Source organism: bacterium (assembly GCA_026416715.1).
In the GTDB taxonomy this organism is placed as follows: domain Bacteria; phylum UBP4; class UBA4092; order JAOAEQ01; family JAOAEQ01; genus JAOAEQ01.
Genome location: JAOAEQ010000010.1, coordinates 23,679 through 41,197 on the forward strand (window position 1 = coordinate 23,679; position 17,519 = coordinate 41,197).

Sequence of the window (17,519 nt, forward strand, 5' to 3'; positions counted from 1 at the left end):
ATGGTAACAATTCGAATTCGGGCTTCAACTTCGATATCAGTAACCTATAAATTTGATATTGGTATTCAAAAATGGCGATTATTGAAGTAAACCAACTCTATAAAACATTTCGAGTACATAAAAAAGAACCGGGGTTATGGAATTCGTTAAAAAGTTTGGTTTCGCGAAACTATCAAACTATTGAAGCGGTTAAACAGATTAGTTTTCAGATTGAAGAAGGTGAATTGGTCGGTTTTATTGGACCGAACGGCGCTGGAAAAACGACTACCCTCAAAATGCTCTCCGGACTCCTATATCCAACAGGAGGCACCGCTCGCGTTCTTGGATATATTCCGTGGGAGCGACATAATTCGTATCGCCGTCAGTTCTCCCTGGTTATGGGGAATAAAAACCAATTATGGTGGGATCTACCGGCAATAGAATCGTTTTTGGTTAATAAAGAAATCTATGGAATCACGAACAACGAATATCATTCGTTATTAGACGAACTGGTAACGATGCTTGAGGTTAAAGAGAAATTGAAGGTTCCGGTTCGCGAACTGTCTTTAGGAGAACGAATGAAACTAGAATTAATCGCTGCATTACTCCATTCGCCAAAAGTCTTATTTCTAGATGAACCGACTATAGGATTAGATGTTATTTCACAAAAGAAGGTTCGCGATTTTGTCCGTGATTATAATCGAAGGAAAAAAACGACGATTATCCTTACCAGTCACTATATAGGAGATATCCAGGAACTTTGCCACCGAGTGATTATCATTGACCACGGTCGGATTATTTTCGATGGTGCATTAGAAACAATTGTTAATCAAGTTGCGGATTATAAATTGGTAACGATTGATTTCGCTTATAGGATAACGAAAGAAGAACTTGAACCGTTCGGTGAAATTGTACAAATCCATGATTCTCGCGCGATTATGAAAATCAAACGAACTGATACTACACGAGTTTCCGCACAGTTACTCAGCCAATTTGAAATTAATGATATTGATATCGAAGAAGAACCGATCGAAGATATCATCCGTTCGGTTCTATCTGGAGATAAAACAATAAGAGATCCGACGGATTCCATTCCAGCGTCACCATAGAATACGTTAAGTCTAAAACGTAAAAAATAATTATTCGTTTTAACTATGTTCACTCCGACTAAACTTTTTTATCCAATGAAAAAATATATTAAAGTAATTGAAGTCGGAATGCAAAATAGTTTTGTTTACCGATATAACTTTTTTATTCAAACAATATTCCAATTCGTTCCTTTGATAACCACAATTTTGCTTTGGTCAGCAGCATACGAAGGGAAAAATGCTACGGCTACCATTGCGGATTATACCTTGAAGAATATGATTGGATATTATATTATGGCGATGATTGCCGGAAATGTGGTTGGAAACTGGTGGCAAGATTTCCAGATTAGTGAGGAAATCAGAAATGGGCAATTGAATAAATATTTGATTCGCCCAGTGAGTTATTTAGGATATCGGTTAAGTATGGTTATATCAAATAAAATGGTGTACATAGCCGTGATTACCATCCCGCTTGTGGTCGGATTATTTTTCTTCCGTCGTTATTTTCCTTTGCCAGTAAACTTGGTGATACTAGGGTTATTTATCGGTTCACTTCTGCTAACCTTATTAATGAATTTTTTGCTTTCATTTTGTATCGGATTAATCTCTTTCTGGATGCTAGAAGTTTCGACATTATTTTTTATTTTTTATGGTTTACAATATTTATTATCCGGCGGGTTATTCCCATTGGATCTATTACCTAAACCAATTTATACCATCACTACCTATCTCCCATTTTATTATCAAACATTTTTTCCCGTTTCGATGTACATGGGCAAATTCACTATGCCCGAAATTATTCGCGCGATTTCGATTCAGATTGTTTGGGTAATTGCGATGTATCTTTTAGCAAAATCTCTTTGGCATCTTGGCTTGAAACGATATTCCGCAGCCGGAGGATAGGGTTTGCTTCGGGGAAATTCATACGATTGGGTTTAAACAATTTATTTGATTGTTGAATTTTAGATTTTATAACTACCATGAAATATTTCAAATTATATTTAAGTTTCTTTCGGAATTGTTTAATTCGTGAGATGATGTTCCGCGGGAATTTCGTTATTCGGATACTAACGGAAATTGTCTGGTTAGGATTATATATTGTGTTTGTAGAAGTATTATTTTCGCATGTTGAAGTTCTTGCAGGATGGACAAAATTTGAAATGTTACTTCTTTTCGGAACAAGTCATATCATTAGTCAAGCGTTTGAAGGACTGTTCTTTGTCAATTGTATCGAATTGCCGGAAAGCATCCGAACTGGTAACCTCGATTTTGCTCTAATTAAACCAATTAACGCTCAATTCCTCATTTCAACTCGGTTTATTGATTTAGGTGCAATCACAAATATTTTCATCGGATTTATTGTCGTCGGATATTCTTTGCTTAACTTACCCTATACCTTCAGCCTATCTAACATGCTGCTCTATCTCTTATTAATTATCAACGGAATGATGATTTATTATGCAATAATGTTTATTCTAATGACCATTAGCTTCTGGACGATTCGCGGGGAAGGCATGATTTCGGTATACTATCAATCAACGAATTTCGCACGGCAACCAGCTGAAATATATCGTGGGCTCCTAAAACTTATTCTAACGTTTGTATTCCCCATGCTAGTTATCGTTAATTTTCCTGTTAAAGCAATTCTGAACGCATTATCCGGCTGGTTGGTTCTCTATGGTTTAATTGCGGGATTAATTCTTCTGTACGCCAGCCACCGATTCTGGAGTTTCGCGGTTAAAGACTATCGAAGCGCCAGTAGCTAACTAAGGGCTAAACCTGCCTTAAAAGTAAACCGCAACCAAATACCTAGTTCATACATACGTAGTGTAACAAAATCATCTTGCGCTTTGCGATTAAGAATTTATTTATTCGCTGCGAATAGTGCTTTAACCGAATCCCGCATTAAAACGATAATCGTTAACACGCCGAGGATGGTTCCGAACGGCGTAAAGATACATTCAATTCCAGCGATTACCATACAGAACATCCACGATTTGCGTTGTTTAAGTTTCCTTGCGTTAATGAACATTAGAATAGCGAGCGTCCATCCGGCTAAAATTAACGATAAACCAAAAAATAAGAAAAACCAGCCTAAAAATGTTAGTGGTACATCTCTAGTTTCAAATTCCCCCAGTAAAAAGACTAGTCCTACTCCAACATAAATGAGAAATATACAAGAAAATAATATCACTAACCCACCGACAATATAATGGAATACAGATAAAATATTCAGATGCTGTTCATCTTGGGTCATAACGTAACCCTCTGGTATTAGCTATGAAACGATATGAACTCATTATAGATAGTAACGATACTCTCGGTCAAATTGTTCGCCTTGATTCTATCCATGTGGTGTTGAACTTTTCTATTATTTTTCTCCGCTTGACAGAGGTAGCATTGTAGTTTAAGTTAGATTGTCAAAATTACTTTCTGTGTTTTCTATTACAAACGTTTTTATGCCGAAATCTGATTTCGATAAACTCGTTGAATTGATGGATAAACTGCGTGAACCTGGCGGATGTCCTTGGGATCGCGAACAGACCGCAGCTTCTTTAAAACCATATATTATTGAAGAAGCGTATGAGGTGGTTGAAGCGATTGATAACCCTGACCAGAATATACTGAAAGAAGAACTAGGCGATTTATTATTTCAAACCTTATTCTTAGCGCGAATCGCAAAAGAAAAAAAGCTGTTCGATATTTACGATGTTCTTCGGTATGCCTATCAGAAGATGGTGAACCGGCATCCGCATGTTTTCGGTAAGAAAACTTTAAAAACAGCGGAAGCGGTTCTCCAGAACTGGGAACGAATTAAACGGAAAGAAAAAGGGAACTCGCAACAGTCTATTTTTGAAGGGCTACCTAAAAATCTGCCGGCGCTGATTAAAGCGCATCGGGTACAAGACCGGGTTTCTCGAGTCGGATTCGATTGGGAACATATCGAACCAGCATTAGCAAAAGTTGAAGAAGAACTAGCTGAGTTTAAAGCATCGATCTCTCATAACCAACTCGACCGAGCACAGGAAGAACTGGGCGACCTATTTTTCGCTCTAGTTAACGTTGCTCGGTTCATGAAAGCTGACCCGGAACAAACCTTGCATCGAACGGTGGATAAATTTATCCACCGGTTTGCATATATCGAAAAGAAAGTTGCCCGTTCAGGGAAAAAATTCGATGAATTTACTTTAGAACAACTCGATAAATTTTGGGAAGAAGCAAAAAAGACCGAGTTGAAGAACGGAAAAAGGAAGTCTACGTCGCTACGAAGAAAAAGAAACTAAAAATATTCAATGTACCATGAGCAATGAGCAATTAAGTTCATAAACAGTATAATCTGAGCAATCTGCGGATAATACTAATTGAAAGGGGTTTTATAATATGAAAGTCCATTATCAGATACGCGAGATGCATCCAGTAGTCCCGTTTCGGATATCGCGAGAAACGAAAACGGTTGTTCGCAATTTATTTCTGGAATTAGATGAAGGGATTGGTGAAGCATCACCCTGCCCTTATTTCGGGGATACGCTCGATACTCGGTTCGGTGAAATGGCAGATGTTATCAGCCAGCTTGGCGATGAGCCGTTTGAGATTGAGGAAATCATGCGCCGGGTATCGCGAATAACAAGTAGCCGGGTTCTCCGTGCAGCAGTGGATATTGCGCTTCACGATTTAATCGGCAAAAAACTCGGAAAACCGTTATATCTTCTCTTCGGCTTGAATCGAAAACGGGCACCGCAAAGCACGTTCACTATCGGTATTGATAAAACTGAAACGATGGTTGAACAAGCGGTTAAAGCTGCAAAACAGTTCCCGCTATTAAAAATCAAACTTGGCGGACCGGATGATTTAAATGTGATGCGGAAAATGCGGGAAGCGTTACCGAAACATACATTCCGTGTGGATGCAAATGGCGGATGGCATGATGCGAAAGAAGCATTAAAGTATATTGACGCATTAGCGGAACTGAATATCGAATTTGTTGAACAGCCGTTACCACCGACCGCAGCCGAAGATTTGAAGAAAGTATTTCAGAAATCAAAATTGCCAATTATCCTTGACGAAAGTGTCCGCGAAAGTAGCGATGTCCCGAAAGTTATCGGACAATGTCATGGAATTAATATTAAACTGATGAAGTGCGGCGGGATTCGGGAAGCACTACGAACCATTCATACCGCCCGCGCACATGGATTGCAAGTTATGCTCGGATGTATGCTCGAAAGTTCAGTTGCAGTAACTGCAGCTGCGCATATTTCGCCGTTAGTCGATTATGCAGATTTAGATGGTGCGATACTGCTCGCTGATGACCCATATATCGGAATGAAACTTGAACATGGTTGGATTCGGTTGCCGGACGCACCAGGACTCGGTGTCCATCTGCGAAGTAACCAAAATCATATGGGGGTAAAATCAGATGTTAAAGTTATATAAATTTCCTATCGGCTTTACCTGGTTTATTGGATATCTTAAATATCGGAAAATCTTCGTCTCATTATTAATCGGGATAATTATCGTTAGCGTAACCTATTCTTCTAGTTTTTCGGTAAAAACAGAACCTATTGCGCAAGCGAAAAACATCATTCTTCTAATTGGCGATGGTATGGGTATCGGCCAAATTACCCTAGCGCGAGTCGCGCTTGTCGGTGCTGACGGTAAGTTAAATTTGGATAGATTTCCCTACGTCGGTCTGGTAAAAACCCATGCGGCAGACGATATCGTTACCGATTCCGCAGCTTCTGGAACCGCATTAGCTACCGGGCAAAAAACCGATAATGGTAAAGTCAGCGTTAGCTCTGATGGACAACCAATAAAAACGGTGCTTGAACTCGCGGAAGAACAGGGGAAAGCGACCGGATTAGTTACTACGGTTCAAATCGTTCATGCTACCCCAGCAGTTTTTGCCGCACATCAATCTAGTCGAGCGAGTTTATCTGAAATTGCAGTTCAGATGCTAGATAAAAACATTGAAGTTCTGTTCGGTGGTGGCATGAATTATTTTATTCCTGAAACCGAATTAGGTGGTAAACGAAGTGATACCGTGAATTTGCTGCAAGATGCGGAAAAAAAAGGATATAGTCTTATCAGTACTAAGTTGCAGTTATCAACCGCAACTAGCGGTCGTATTCTAGGTTTATTTGCTGGAGAAGCATTTATTGGAGCTGAACAAGAGCCATCGTTGGCTAATATGGTTGAACGTGCGATTTTTATATTATCCCGTTTTCCAAAAGGTTTTTTCTTAATGGCTGAAGGCGGACAAATTGATTGGAAAGCGCACGGAAATGACCAAGATGGACTAATTAAGGAAATGCAGGATTTCGATACCGCAGTGGGAAAAGCGCTCGAATTTGCTAAGTCTCGGAAAGATACATTAGTCATCGTTACCGCTGACCATGACACCGGTGGATTATCGGTGTTATCGGATAAAGATAAAGGATTGAAAAGCAGTTGGGCAACTAAGAGTCATACAGGAAACATGGTTGCTGTGTTCGCTTACGGACCAGCGGCAGAACGGTTTACTGGCGTACTCGATAATACTGATATTGGAAAAAATATCCGTGAAATAATTAAAGAGAGAACAAATTGAACGAATTACTGCGAAGGAATCGAATGAAATTGGGGGCATTCGCTCACATTCGAATAATGCAAAATTATAAGGAGGAATTATTTTATGGCAGGAGCAACAGTAGAAATTACTGATACGAATTTCGATTCTGAAGTAATTCAATCATCCATTCCGGTACTCGTTGATTTCTGGGCAGAATGGTGTGGTCCGTGCAGAATGATTGCACCAACCTTAGAGAAATTAGCTACAGAATATGCTGGAAAAATCAAAATCGGCAAATTAAACGTTGATAATAATCCAAATATTCCTAGCAAATTCGGGATTCATTCTATTCCAACATTAATCGCATTTAAAAATGGTAAGCAGGTAGATATGATAGTTGGTGCTGCTCCAGAAAAAGAAATCAGAAAAAAACTTGATGCGTTGTTGGTATAAGATAAAGATTCAAATGGATGGAAGCAAAGTTAAACGGATTCTCCATTTATAAACACTTACACATTTATTTGTCAGCATGGTTGTCTTATGGTTGAAGCTCGCGAATATATCTCGCTTGATCATAACAGGGTTCAATGTCAGCTTTGTCCGCATCACTGCATGATAGCACCGAACAAAAGCGGAATTTGCGGAATCCGGAAAAATATTGATGGGAAACTTTATGCGCTGATGTATGCCCGAGCTTCTTCAGTCTCACTCGACCCGATTGAAAAGAAACCGTTATACCATTTCTATCCTGGTTCCCAGATTTTGTCTATGGGAACCTATGGCTGTAACTTCCGTTGTCCATGGTGCCAAAACTGGACTATTTCCCAAGAACACGATGGACCAACCCATACAGTTCCACCCGAAACTGCCGTAACACTGGGTAGCCGGCAAGGGTCAATCGGTATCTCATATACCTATAACGAACCATTAATTTGGTTTGAATATGTCTATGACACGGCAAAGTTAGCCAAAGAAAAGGGGCTGGTTAATGTTGTGGTTACCAACGGATATATTAATGCAGAACCACTGCAACAGCTTTTACCTTACATCGATGCGATGAACATAGATTTAAAATCATTTTCAGCAGAGTTCTATAAAAAATACTGCGGTGGAACATTAGACGCTGTTCTTCAGACAATAGAACTAGCAATCAAAGCCAACGTACACGTGGAATTAACCACCTTACTTATCCCAACGTTGAATGATAATGAGCAAGAGCTAATTGCTATGGTTGATTGGATAGCGAAATTAAACGATACTATCCCGCTCCATTTTTCACGGTATTTTCCGCAATATCAATGTGAGGTATCACCCACACCTATAGCTACCCTGAAAAAAGCGCGACAAATCGCACTCCAGAAATTGAAATATGTTTTTCTAGGGAATGTTCATGACCCAGAATCGGATAGTACGTTCTGCCCAGCTTGCCATAATCTCTTAATTAAACGAGAAGGATATTGGACGAGTATCATAGGGATTAAGGACAAAAGATGTAGCAGATGCAGTCGGCAGGTAGATATTGTTTTATAAACTCAATATGTAATGTAAAATGAGCATTGCATAATTTTCAATGTTTCTAAATTTGACATTTGAGTTTTAACATGTGATATTGCTTCATCGGAACCGGTACCACTGGTCTGGATATCGTTCGATATATTTTCCTAATGCGGTTAAATATGCTTTCGTATTCGCGACAATATCTGCCTCCGGATTATCAGTTTTCTGCGATTCTATTGGTGGGTCAAGGTGGATTTCTAGTTTATCATTCGGTTGCCGGATCATAACTGCAGGAATAACTACCGCATCGGTTCTGCGTGCAAGCATAGCTGGTCCTTTAGGAACACGAACTTTTTCTCCGAACCATTCAAGTTCTATTCCGCCGGGACCGAACTCTAAATCGCCGATTAATCCTACTAACCGTTTTGCTTCCAACGCTCTATAACATTCACGGACACCAGTGAGATTTGGAGAAAACACCTTTATACCGGCTAATTTTCGCCGGTATAAAAATAATTTATTCACGCGTTTGTCTGGATGGTCTAGCGCAATTACCGTCATTCGATACCCGAGTTTTGCAACGACAATCGCGCCTAATTCCCAATTCCCAAAATGACCGCTTAGGAAAATGATACGTTTCCCTTCAGCAATGGCATTATCCAAATATTCTTTGCCATAAATCGGAATATGTAAACGAATATATTCTTGCGTTAATTTCGGTACTCGGAAGAAATCAACAAGATATTTAAAAAAATTAACTATGGTATTCCTCGTTAAGGTATTAATATTTAGGTTCTGTTTTGTTGCTTGTAGCAGGAACTGCTGATGTTGCCGGATAATGCGGCGTAATCTGAAATTAAATAAATAGCAGAGATATGCGAGAAGCGTTGCTATTTGATAACAGAGTTTCAATGGAAGTCGCAAGGTGATAAAGATAGCTATACTATACCAAAAATAAAGCATAGATTTTTCGAGGCATCTTTGCAGTTATAGGTTTGTTCAGAATTTTAGGAATTGTTAAGTTGGAAAATGAATATCGTTGACTTGATTGTGCCAGATTCAAAATTATCGACAGCGATAATTAGTTCAGTGGTTCCATCACCGTTAATATCGCCTGTTGCCAAGTGGGTAATACTCCCAGAAATCGGATACGTTAATTTTAGTTGTGGAATTCCATTATTCCAGGTATACATATATACAGTGTCATTTTCTCCATAAACTGATGAAGATGAACAAACAATTTGAACGTTCGCGACGGTATCTCGGCTGCGAAAAACGGATAAACTGTTGCCGTGCGTTGTAGCACTTGTCCAAATCAGGTTAAACGTATCGGTATATGCTTGGAGTTGATAGTCTTCATTAATTAAAAACCATAGCGGCGATTCACTATCAGGAGAATAAACGCCAGCAATGGTATAAAAGTTTACTGGAACTGAATAAGTTTGAGTATTAACCGTACCGTCAACATCAATATTCATTACATATATTGTTTCACCGCTATACATATTCGATAACGGAGATAAATCCGCTGTAACTACAACCGTTTTCCCATCCGGAGAACGTAAGGTTCGAAGCGCTAAATGGTCAAGGCGAGTTAACAGCTTAAGCCGATTACTATTCCATTCATAGACTTCACTTTTAGTCATTCCGGAATGATGAATACTTACTGCCTGCCATAACTCAATAATTGTTGCCTGCCGAATCCAATCTCGCACTCGCGCAGTAGGTAGATTCACTCCAAACGGTAGGGTATATTTCTCCTGCAGAGTTTCGTTATTCCATTTAAACAACCTCATTTTATCTGCGGTAAATAACACTACCTCTGCCTGATTATCTTTATCAATATCCCCGGCAGTAAGTCCGAAAATCTGTTCATTGAACGGAATCCGGTCGAACAATTGCAATAAACTCGGTTCTGACGAAGTATTTTCTACAACTACCGGCAGCGGTTCTATTCTCTGAGCGGTAGTATCATCTGTGACCAACGGTTCTGGTTTCGGCGGGACTAATCGCTGAACTGCAGGAAATAATAATTGATATAACGGAATATTTTTATCAAGTGTTAACATAACCGGTGGATGAATAATTCCGCCATACCGATATATCTGATAAACGATTCGGCTGCTTGCTGCTTCATGTTCCCAATGCCCGACTAAAATCGTTGCATAGTCGGTTTCACGGAATATCTGCTGCGCAACGACGGTATCAAGAGTAAGCGACGCTAACGTAGCGGTATCCGTTGCAGTTGAATAAAGTTGATTAATTCGTTTCTGCCATAACCCGCTTAATTCAACTGATGCCGTAGCAGTATATCTACCGGAAGCGGTCAACTGCCCTGCTAGCATTTCGCTAATCAACTGGATTCTACCCTCCTCGCCAAGACTAATCACCGCAACTTTTTCCGGTCCGCTGACGACTCGGTCACCTTTCCGAATTGGATACGGTTTGAACATACGACTAATTCTCCCTGCTGGGAACTGCCGAGATAGTCGGGTTATTTCCAATTCTGCGGTTGGGGTCAGCGGACTTGCGGTATCCGCAGCGGAATAGATATAGAATCGCGAACGAAGAGTTATTTTCGATGGGTCGAGAAAAAAGAGATAAATCGTATCTTTACGAACCTCATAAACGCTACCGACAGCTGTGCCTAGTTCTTGCTGAATTCGCGTTTCCAGTTCAGTCACCAATCCCGGAAGGTCAAAGTCCTGCGCGCCAGCAAGTTGACCGAGAGCAATAATGAAAAACAGTTTCACGAAAAAACGAAAGAACGAAAGCATCTGGAATGTTAAATTAAAAATTTACAATGCTAATTTTGCGTTCTGAAATGAGTTTAATAAATCACTTTATTCAGTGGATATTCAATTATCCCCTGGGCACCGGCGCGTTTAAGTTGCGGGATAAGACTCCGCGCAATCCGTTCTTCGATAATCGTTTCGACATCAACCCAATCAGGGTCGGTTAACGGTGCAATAGTCGGCTTCTTCAGTGCTGGGAGAATAGCAAGAACGTTCTCTAGATTCTTCTTGTTAACATTCATTTTTAGTCCAACCATTTCTTCTGCAACCAACGCTCCTTGCAAGAGCATCGCCAGATTCTCGATTTTATTCCGTTTCCATTGGTTCTGCCAGGAATCGAAGTTAGCGATTAATCGTGTCGTTGATTCTAGGACAGTTTCAACGATCCGGAGATTATTCGCCGCTAACGATGACCCGGTTTCAGTTAGTTCAACAATCGCATCAACTAACCGTGGCGGTTTAACTTCAGTTGCACCCCAAGAGAACTCGACTTCCGCTTTAACTCCTGATTTCGCCAGATATTTCTTGGTTATATTCACCACTTCGGTTGCAATACGTTTTCCTTCCAAATCTTTAACCGATTTTATCGGTGAATCGACCGGAACCGCTAAAACCCATCGAACTGGACGCAATCCACCTTTCGCGTAGACCAATTCACAGACTTCTTTAACCTTCGCATTCGATTCTACTATCCAATCTTTCCCGGTTAATCCGACATCAAGTACCCCTTCTTCAACATATCGCGCCATTTCCTGCGCACGTATCAGGATAGCTTCCATTTCCGGGTCGTCTATATTCGGGAAATAGGATCGCGCAGTTTTCGTTATTTTATACCCTGCGTTCCGAAACATCGTGAACGTTGATTCTTCTAAACTCCCTTTCGGCAACCCCAGCCGTAATACATTATCTTTTTTCTCTAATCGTTTCATAGATTTTTCTCCTAACCAACAGATTGATACGTTAAGGTTTTCTAATTTGAATTTGGTACTTTGAATTTAATGCAACTATTGTAGCAGACAATCGAACCCTTTACCAGACTGGGAAGTAAGCCTGGGGAAGGAAACCTCCTGTAAAAATGTTACCTAATGGTTATAATCTAAACCCCAAGCCCGGATAAGTCCCAGTACTCTTACCGAGTTCAAACCATTTTTTAACGTAGAGATTCTGTCCGGTTAACGGTGGGAATTTTTTTGCTTTCTGATTCCATATTGCCTTAATCTCATCCGATTCATTCTTCCACTGGTGCATAACCTGGTTAAATAATGCTCGATGCTCCTGCTGTTTTGCAGTTTGCGGATTCGGCGGAATAACCCATCTCCGAGTATATGGTTTATGTTTTTTCGTCCCCGGAACATACACAATGGTTCCGGCATCTTTCTCCGAAAATTTCCCACTGGCGGATAAAGCGCCTAATGGAAACTGTATGAGTTCGATGTTTCCATCAACCGCAAATTTCTCTGCCATAATTTCGACAAACGCAGAGTGTAATGCCGTCTTAACCTGTTTCGTTTTCGCAGAATCAAGTTCTATCTTTCGAATTCGTTGATTAAATCGGTCTTCAACCATCTGCTGAAACTTCTTCAGCGGGATGCGTAACCCGACGTAAGGTAAATCGGTGCTTCTCGTCCGTTTCATAATCTCTCCTGGTGTCGAATATAATACGGAGAGGAACAAGAGCGGGTTAAAGCCGCTCTTGTTCCTCTCTGGTATCAATTCTTCAATAAAAGCATATAAATTATACCAAGGTAGGATTCAAATATGATAGCAGTCAGCATTGAAATAGTTTATGCTATAATGGAGAAAGTAACCAGATACTATTGAGAATCATCGGTTGGTATGTAAGCGGATATGAAACTAAACCTATTAAGTACTCTCGGATTAACAAAACCCGCTGTGGTAAGCATTATCGGAACCGGGGGTAAAACTACTCTGATGTATCGCTTAGCAAAAGAATTGGTTACACGCAAACATACGGTGATAACAACGACTACCACTAAAATATATCCCCCAGAACCAGAACAATCGCCTTGTTTAATCGAGGTATCGAAAATCACCGCTGATAAAATCCGGTTTATAAACGGGCTGATTAATAAAGAACGGCATATAACCCTTACTGCTGGCAGAAATCAGGAAGATAAACTTGTCGGATTCAAACCTTCGGTAATAGATAAACTCGTTAATCAGTTACAGCCGGATTATCTGCTGATTGAAGCAGATGGTGCCAGAGGAAAATCGCTTAAAGCGTATCGCTTGGAAAATCCGCAATCCGTAATCCAAAACTCGAAACCAAAATCTGCAATTTTAAATCTGAAATCTCACATTGAACCCGTTATTCCTCGATCGACTACATTGTGTATTCTGGTAATTGGGTGGGATGTTTTGGGAAAGCCGTTGAATGAACGGTATGTCCATCGAGCGAAACTCCTCGCTAACCTAATTCATGCTCAATTGAATTCGAACATCTCAATTGCGCACATCATTGATGCATTATGTCTACCCGGCGGGTATATCTCTCGAGTTCCAACAAAATGCACATTAACCGTTTTTATCAATAAAGTGGAGGTAGAAAGGAATTCCAAGAACCTAGTTGATTTCTGCGCTGAACTCAATAATCAATCGCCTAGAAGAATTAATCAGATTGTTATAGGTTCATTATTAGATGAACATCATAAATTTATCGTCGTTCAATCAAAAACTAACCGCTAAGCCAAAAAGAAATCATATTCATTAGCGAACGTTGCGATTAACTAATCGCGCTTTGCGGGTAACTATTATCGTATGCTCCAATTAGTGCTCAAAAAAAACGAAGAGAAGCGCATTCGAGCGGGTCATCCATGGATATTTAGTAATGAACTTACTAAAATCGAAAAATGCGTTCCCGGTGAACTGGTTGATGTTTATGATTACCGGCATCAGTTTATCGGACGGGGATACTATAATCCCCATTCGTTGATAGCTGTCCGACTATTAACCCGAGTCCAAACAGAAGAAATTAACGCCGTTTTCTTCAAGAAGAAACTACTTGCTGCAATTGAATATCGGCAACAGATTTATCCGCATGAAAACTCATATCGAGTTGTTTATAGCGAAGCGGATGGGATTCCTGGCTTGATTATTGATAAGTATGAACATTGTCTCGTTATGCAAATCCTAACCGCTGGGATGGAAGTATGGCAGCAAACGATTATTGATCTTCTCATTGAACTATATCAACCTAATTGCATCTATCTCCGAAACGATTCGCCATTTCGGACGCTAGAAGGACTGTCTCTTGAAAGTAAACTGATTTATGGAACGGTACCTGACCCGCTGATAATACAACAAGATGGATTGAAGTTTAAGGTCGATATTGCGCATGGGCAGAAAACTGGGTTCTTTTTTGACCATCGAGATAATCGAAAATCAATAACTTCCTTTATTGCAGGAAAAACTGTTCTCGATGCATTTTGTGGAACCGGTGTATGGTCTATTTATGCGGCGAAATTCGGCGCGCGATCTGTGCTTGGAATTGATAGTTCCGAATCTGCACTTGCAATAGCGCAAGAAAATGCAGCATTAAATGAAGTAACGAAACTCTGTCAATTTCAGATTGGAGAAACATTTGAAACTCTAAAGAGGTTAGAAAATGAAAAGCGACAGTTTGATTGTGTTATACTTGATCCGCCGGCTTTTGCGAAAAGTCGAACCCATATCCCAACTGCAATTAAAGGATATCGCGAACTTAACCAGCGCGCGATACGATTACTTCCTACCGGCGGATATCTCGTAACCGCATCCTGTTCGCATCATATCAGCCGTGAACGATTCTTCGAAATGCTTAAATCGGCTGCGGAGAAAGAAAAAGTGTTTCTTCGTTTAATCCGGTTCGGACAACAGGCGCTTGACCATCCGATTCTGCTTACCATTCCGGAAACCGAATATCTCAAATGTGTTACCGTTCAAATCATTCGGTGAACCAACTCTGGTTACGGTATCTTGACGAGTCGTTGCTCGGCATACGCAATGCGGCGTTCGGTATAAACTTACAACAATACTTTTTCTGAAACCGAAATCCTGTTACGGTACCTATTCTCCTTTTAGTTCAACCGCCATTCCGGATTAGTTAAATCAGGAAGTTTGCCATATACGACCGGAGCATCACCCCAGAGTCGTTCAAGTTCATAATATTCCCGCGTTTCTGGTTCAAGAATATGAACGACAACCGAACCATAATCTAAAATAACCCAATGACCGTATTCATATCCTTCCCGATGAAGATATTTAACCTGATAATCTTTTTTCAGTGTCTCTGCTATATATTCCGCTAGCGCGCGAACGTGGGTATCGGAATCCCCACTACACAGAACGAAAAAATCAGTGAAATCAGTCAGTTGCCGTAAATCAAGTACCGCAATGCCGAACCCTTTTTTATCCGCAGCGAGTTTTGCAACGCGGATCGATAGATGTCGTGCCAATATTGGTGACTCACCTCCCATCAAAACCGATACAATCGGATACGAACTTTATCCGTTTGTATCCGCTGTTCTATCTGTTTGAACCATATGTTTTAAGTATTCAACTGCCTCTATTCCCCGCGAATGTATCCGCTGGCGTTGTTTTTTTAAAAAATCTAATTTCGCTTCTAAAACGGCTAAGGTTAATTCGGTTAAACTATGGCTCATACTTCGTTTTATAGTATCTGGTATCTCGAACGCACGATATGGCTCAATATAATCGGCAATAAAAATGACTTTCTCCAATTCACTCATCTGAGCTCTTCCGGTAGAATGATAGCGAATCGCCGCTAATATGTCCGGGGCATGAATGTTAAATTCGGTTTGCGCTATCAGTGCAGAAATAGGTGCGTGCCAGAGTTCTGGAATCAGCTGTTCTTCAGCATCAATTACATCAGGATAGGTTTGCAGAATTGCTTTTTGTTTAGTGATAGGAAAACAACGGGCGCAATCATGTAAGAGCCCAGCAATTTGGGCTTGATGACCATCTACTGCAAACTGTTTCGCTAAACGTAATGCTGTTGTTTTCACACCGAGTGAATGGAGATATTTTGGCTGGTCAAGATATGTTGCTAGTTTATGTTCTATCTCTATAACGTCTATTGGCTACTCCTATACCATCAAAACATTAAAACCAATTTCTTGTATTTCATTATATATTACAATTTTAATGTAAATCAATACAGTTAATTCCAGAGTATAGGAATGGGGATAATGTTATATTAAAATAACATTATCCCTATCCCGTATCCTCTACGCCGGAAAATTAGACGGCAGGGCGCGAAGCTTGCCGTCGTCGCAAATATGCAGGAATTTCGTAATCTGTTGGGGAAAATGCCGGCGTCTGCGGTATACCGATTTCCGAGTCATGTACTCCGGACTTCTCCGATTCAGGCGGTGCAAATAACGGCGTATCGGTATAAGGAGAACTTTCGAGCTCAGCTGGTTTATCGGAATCATTTTTTGATGTCGTCACCGTGGGCTCTAGAATCGGCACCGGAGTAAACGGTTCTACTATTGATTCAGATGATTCAGATACTTTTTCTTCAATCTGTTCCAGCGGTATCGATTTCGCTTTCGTCTCAGAAAAATCCTGGTGTATTTCACTCAATGCATCTTTCCCTTCAAACCCAGTTGCAATCATAGTGACTTTTATTGCGTCACCGAACTGCTCATCAATCACTGCGCCAAATATGATATTCGCTTGCGGATTTGCTAAAGTCGCTACAGTACCTGCAGCTTGATATATTTCACCTATCGTCAATGAAGGACCACCGGTAATATTAAGTAAAATATTTTTCGCACCAGCGATTTTCGATTTCTCTAACAATCCAGATTCACTTGCGGATTTAACTGCTAACGTCGCCCGGTTCTCCCCCGTTGCTGTCCCAATACCAATAACCGCTCCACCTTGATTCCCCATAACTGATTTAATACTCGCAAAATCGACGTTGATTATCCCAGGAACATAAATCAAATCTGAAATACTGCTTACCGCCTGATAAAGCATATTATTTGCGGTAGCAAATGTTTCTGCTAATGTAGCTGTTTCACCAACTAGTGAAATCAAGTAGTCATTCGGAATAATCATCAGCGCATCGATTGTATCTTTCAACTCGGTTATTCCTTGTTCCGCAATTTTAACCCGGTTTATTTCAAACTTGAACGGTTTGGTTACTACTCCAACGGTTAGAATGCCGAGTTCTTTTGCCAGTTTCGCAATTACCGGCAATGCTCCGGTACCGGTTCCGCCACCTAACCCTGCAGCGAGAAAAACGATATTCGCACCAAGTAATGCATCTCGAATTAGGTCGAGTGATTCTTCAGCAGCTTTTTTCCCGAGTTCGGGATCGCCACCCGCACCTAATCCACGGGTAACCGTTTCTCCGAGCTGGACTTTATATGCAGTTTTCGATTTCAGCAGACTTTGTACATCAGTATTCATAACCATTAACTCGACTCCGCTTAATCCAAAGTCGAGCATCCCGTCAACTGCATTGCATCCAGCACCACCGATACCAATCACTTTAATCTTACCATTACTTTGTGCTTCATTAGAAAACTCTAATATCATGATATCCTCCTTTTACCCTGAACAAAGTCGAAGGTAATAAATTTTTAT

General features: G+C 40.4%; 19 protein-coding genes. 11 read left to right on the forward strand and 8 right to left on the reverse strand.

All coding sequences use genetic code 11. The annotated features are described in order from the left end of the window. Positions 1-71 precede the first annotated feature (71 nt). The 3 genes from N3A72_05605 to N3A72_05615 all read left to right on the forward strand — a co-directional run bounded on the left by N3A72_05605 (position 72) and on the right by N3A72_05615 (position 2,833). The gene (locus tag N3A72_05605; GenBank protein ID MCX7919077.1) at positions 72-1,088 is read left to right on the forward strand and encodes an ABC transporter ATP-binding protein; all 1,017 of its coding nucleotides are present in this window, start codon (positions 72-74) and stop codon (positions 1,086-1,088) included. A 75-nt stretch (positions 1,089-1,163) separates the two neighbouring features. Continuing rightward, positions 1,164-1,970 carry an ABC-2 family transporter protein gene (locus tag N3A72_05610; GenBank protein ID MCX7919078.1) on the forward strand — a complete coding sequence of 269 codons (807 nt, stop codon included), beginning with the start codon at positions 1,164-1,166 and terminating at the stop codon, positions 1,968-1,970. A gap of 77 nt (positions 1,971-2,047) precedes the next feature. Beyond that, positions 2,048-2,833: an ABC-2 family transporter protein gene (locus N3A72_05615; GenBank protein MCX7919079.1), complete on the forward strand. Its 786-nt coding sequence runs from the start codon at positions 2,048-2,050 to the stop codon at positions 2,831-2,833. Between the two features lie 98 nt (positions 2,834-2,931). Here the strand turns inward: N3A72_05615 and N3A72_05620 are convergent, their stop codons facing one another. Next, positions 2,932-3,324 carry a hypothetical protein gene (locus tag N3A72_05620; GenBank protein ID MCX7919080.1) on the reverse strand — a complete coding sequence of 131 codons (393 nt, stop codon included), beginning with the start codon at positions 3,322-3,324 and terminating at the stop codon, positions 2,932-2,934. A 23-nt stretch (positions 3,325-3,347) separates the two neighbouring features. Here N3A72_05620 and N3A72_05625 point away from each other — a divergent pair, with 23 nt between their 5' ends. The 6 genes from N3A72_05625 (at position 3,348) to amrS (ending at position 8,142) form a co-directional block, all read left to right on the forward strand. Next, positions 3,348-3,473, forward strand: coding sequence for a hypothetical protein (locus tag N3A72_05625; protein ID MCX7919081.1), 126 nt, complete (start codon positions 3,348-3,350; stop codon positions 3,471-3,473). A gap of 53 nt (positions 3,474-3,526) precedes the next feature. Beyond that, complete coding sequence (mazG, locus tag N3A72_05630; GenBank protein MCX7919082.1) at positions 3,527-4,351, forward strand: nucleoside triphosphate pyrophosphohydrolase; 825 nt, start codon at positions 3,527-3,529, stop codon at positions 4,349-4,351. A 97-nt stretch (positions 4,352-4,448) separates the two neighbouring features. Beyond that, positions 4,449-5,498, forward strand: a complete 1,050-nt coding sequence (locus tag N3A72_05635) for a dipeptide epimerase (protein MCX7919083.1) — start codon at positions 4,449-4,451, stop codon at positions 5,496-5,498. Further along, positions 5,482-6,651, forward strand: coding sequence for an alkaline phosphatase (locus N3A72_05640; GenBank protein ID MCX7919084.1), 1,170 nt, complete (start codon positions 5,482-5,484; stop codon positions 6,649-6,651). The genes N3A72_05635 and N3A72_05640 overlap by 17 nt, the downstream gene beginning before the upstream one ends. A gap of 84 nt (positions 6,652-6,735) precedes the next feature. Further along, positions 6,736-7,065: a thioredoxin gene (gene trxA / locus N3A72_05645; protein ID MCX7919085.1), complete on the forward strand. Its 330-nt coding sequence runs from the start codon at positions 6,736-6,738 to the stop codon at positions 7,063-7,065. Between the two features lie 87 nt (positions 7,066-7,152). Further along, positions 7,153-8,142, forward strand: a complete 990-nt coding sequence (amrS, locus tag N3A72_05650; protein ID MCX7919086.1) for an AmmeMemoRadiSam system radical SAM enzyme — start codon at positions 7,153-7,155, stop codon at positions 8,140-8,142. Between the two features lie 84 nt (positions 8,143-8,226). Here the strand turns inward: amrS and N3A72_05655 are convergent, their stop codons facing one another. The 4 genes from N3A72_05655 to N3A72_05670 all read right to left on the reverse strand — a co-directional run bounded on the left by N3A72_05655 (position 8,227) and on the right by N3A72_05670 (position 12,539). Further along, the gene (locus N3A72_05655) at positions 8,227-9,072 is read right to left on the reverse strand and encodes a lysophospholipid acyltransferase family protein (GenBank protein MCX7919087.1); all 846 of its coding nucleotides are present in this window, start codon (positions 9,070-9,072) and stop codon (positions 8,227-8,229) included. A gap of 44 nt (positions 9,073-9,116) precedes the next feature. Further along, positions 9,117-10,886, reverse strand: a complete 1,770-nt coding sequence (locus N3A72_05660; protein ID MCX7919088.1) for a VCBS repeat-containing protein — start codon at positions 10,884-10,886, stop codon at positions 9,117-9,119. A gap of 53 nt (positions 10,887-10,939) precedes the next feature. After that, positions 10,940-11,833: an ATP phosphoribosyltransferase gene (gene hisG, locus N3A72_05665; GenBank protein MCX7919089.1), complete on the reverse strand. Its 894-nt coding sequence runs from the start codon at positions 11,831-11,833 to the stop codon at positions 10,940-10,942. A 160-nt stretch (positions 11,834-11,993) separates the two neighbouring features. Then, a complete protein-coding gene (locus N3A72_05670; protein MCX7919090.1) occupies positions 11,994-12,539 on the reverse strand; it encodes a hypothetical protein in 546 nt (181 codons plus the stop codon). Positions 12,540-12,752: 213 nt separating this feature from the next. On the opposite strand from N3A72_05670, the gene yqeC reads away from it, so the two are divergent. Both yqeC and N3A72_05680 read left to right on the forward strand, forming a co-directional pair. After that, positions 12,753-13,610 carry a selenium cofactor biosynthesis protein YqeC gene (yqeC, locus tag N3A72_05675; GenBank protein ID MCX7919091.1) on the forward strand — a complete coding sequence of 286 codons (858 nt, stop codon included), beginning with the start codon at positions 12,753-12,755 and terminating at the stop codon, positions 13,608-13,610. A 72-nt stretch (positions 13,611-13,682) separates the two neighbouring features. Beyond that, positions 13,683-14,858 carry a class I SAM-dependent rRNA methyltransferase gene (locus N3A72_05680; protein MCX7919092.1) on the forward strand — a complete coding sequence of 392 codons (1,176 nt, stop codon included), beginning with the start codon at positions 13,683-13,685 and terminating at the stop codon, positions 14,856-14,858. 122 nt (positions 14,859-14,980) lie between these two features. Here the strand turns inward: N3A72_05680 and rsfS are convergent, their stop codons facing one another. The 3 genes from rsfS to ftsZ all read right to left on the reverse strand — a co-directional run bounded on the left by rsfS (position 14,981) and on the right by ftsZ (position 17,471). Further along, positions 14,981-15,358 carry a ribosome silencing factor gene (gene rsfS / locus N3A72_05685; GenBank protein ID MCX7919093.1) on the reverse strand — a complete coding sequence of 126 codons (378 nt, stop codon included), beginning with the start codon at positions 15,356-15,358 and terminating at the stop codon, positions 14,981-14,983. 48 nt (positions 15,359-15,406) lie between these two features. After that, entirely contained in the window at positions 15,407-15,985 is a 579-nt protein-coding gene (gene yqeK / locus N3A72_05690) for a bis(5'-nucleosyl)-tetraphosphatase (symmetrical) YqeK (GenBank protein ID MCX7919094.1), read from the reverse strand. Positions 15,986-16,163: 178 nt separating this feature from the next. Beyond that, positions 16,164-17,471, reverse strand: coding sequence for a cell division protein FtsZ (ftsZ, locus tag N3A72_05695; protein ID MCX7919095.1), 1,308 nt, complete (start codon positions 17,469-17,471; stop codon positions 16,164-16,166). Positions 17,472-17,519: the final 48 nt, after the last annotated feature.

Excerpts from the sequence above, each read along its gene's own strand:
- N3A72_05605 (MCX7919077.1), top strand. The coding sequence starts at position 72 with ATGGCGATTATTGAAGTAAACCAACTCTATAAAACATTTCGAGTACAT.
- N3A72_05610 (MCX7919078.1), top strand. The coding sequence starts at position 1,164 with ATGAAAAAATATATTAAAGTAATTGAAGTCGGAATGCAAAATAGTTTT.
- N3A72_05615 (MCX7919079.1), top strand. The coding sequence starts at position 2,048 with ATGAAATATTTCAAATTATATTTAAGTTTCTTTCGGAATTGTTTAATT.
- N3A72_05620 (MCX7919080.1), bottom strand. The coding sequence starts at position 3,324 with ATGACCCAAGATGAACAGCATCTGAATATTTTATCTGTATTCCATTAT.
- N3A72_05625 (MCX7919081.1), top strand. The coding sequence starts at position 3,348 with ATGAAACGATATGAACTCATTATAGATAGTAACGATACTCTCGGTCAA.
- mazG (MCX7919082.1), top strand. The coding sequence starts at position 3,527 with ATGCCGAAATCTGATTTCGATAAACTCGTTGAATTGATGGATAAACTG.
- N3A72_05635 (MCX7919083.1), top strand. The coding sequence starts at position 4,449 with ATGAAAGTCCATTATCAGATACGCGAGATGCATCCAGTAGTCCCGTTT.
- N3A72_05640 (MCX7919084.1), top strand. The coding sequence starts at position 5,482 with ATGTTAAAGTTATATAAATTTCCTATCGGCTTTACCTGGTTTATTGGA.
- trxA (MCX7919085.1), top strand. The coding sequence starts at position 6,736 with ATGGCAGGAGCAACAGTAGAAATTACTGATACGAATTTCGATTCTGAA.
- amrS (MCX7919086.1), top strand. The coding sequence starts at position 7,153 with ATGGTTGAAGCTCGCGAATATATCTCGCTTGATCATAACAGGGTTCAA.
- N3A72_05655 (MCX7919087.1), bottom strand. The coding sequence starts at position 9,072 with ATGCTTTATTTTTGGTATAGTATAGCTATCTTTATCACCTTGCGACTT.
- N3A72_05660 (MCX7919088.1), bottom strand. The coding sequence starts at position 10,886 with ATGCTTTCGTTCTTTCGTTTTTTCGTGAAACTGTTTTTCATTATTGCT.
- hisG (MCX7919089.1), bottom strand. The coding sequence starts at position 11,833 with ATGAAACGATTAGAGAAAAAAGATAATGTATTACGGCTGGGGTTGCCG.
- N3A72_05670 (MCX7919090.1), bottom strand. The coding sequence starts at position 12,539 with ATGAAACGGACGAGAAGCACCGATTTACCTTACGTCGGGTTACGCATC.
- yqeC (MCX7919091.1), top strand. The coding sequence starts at position 12,753 with ATGAAACTAAACCTATTAAGTACTCTCGGATTAACAAAACCCGCTGTG.
- N3A72_05680 (MCX7919092.1), top strand. The coding sequence starts at position 13,683 with ATGCTCCAATTAGTGCTCAAAAAAAACGAAGAGAAGCGCATTCGAGCG.
- ftsZ (MCX7919095.1), bottom strand. The coding sequence starts at position 17,471 with ATGATATTAGAGTTTTCTAATGAAGCACAAAGTAATGGTAAGATTAAA.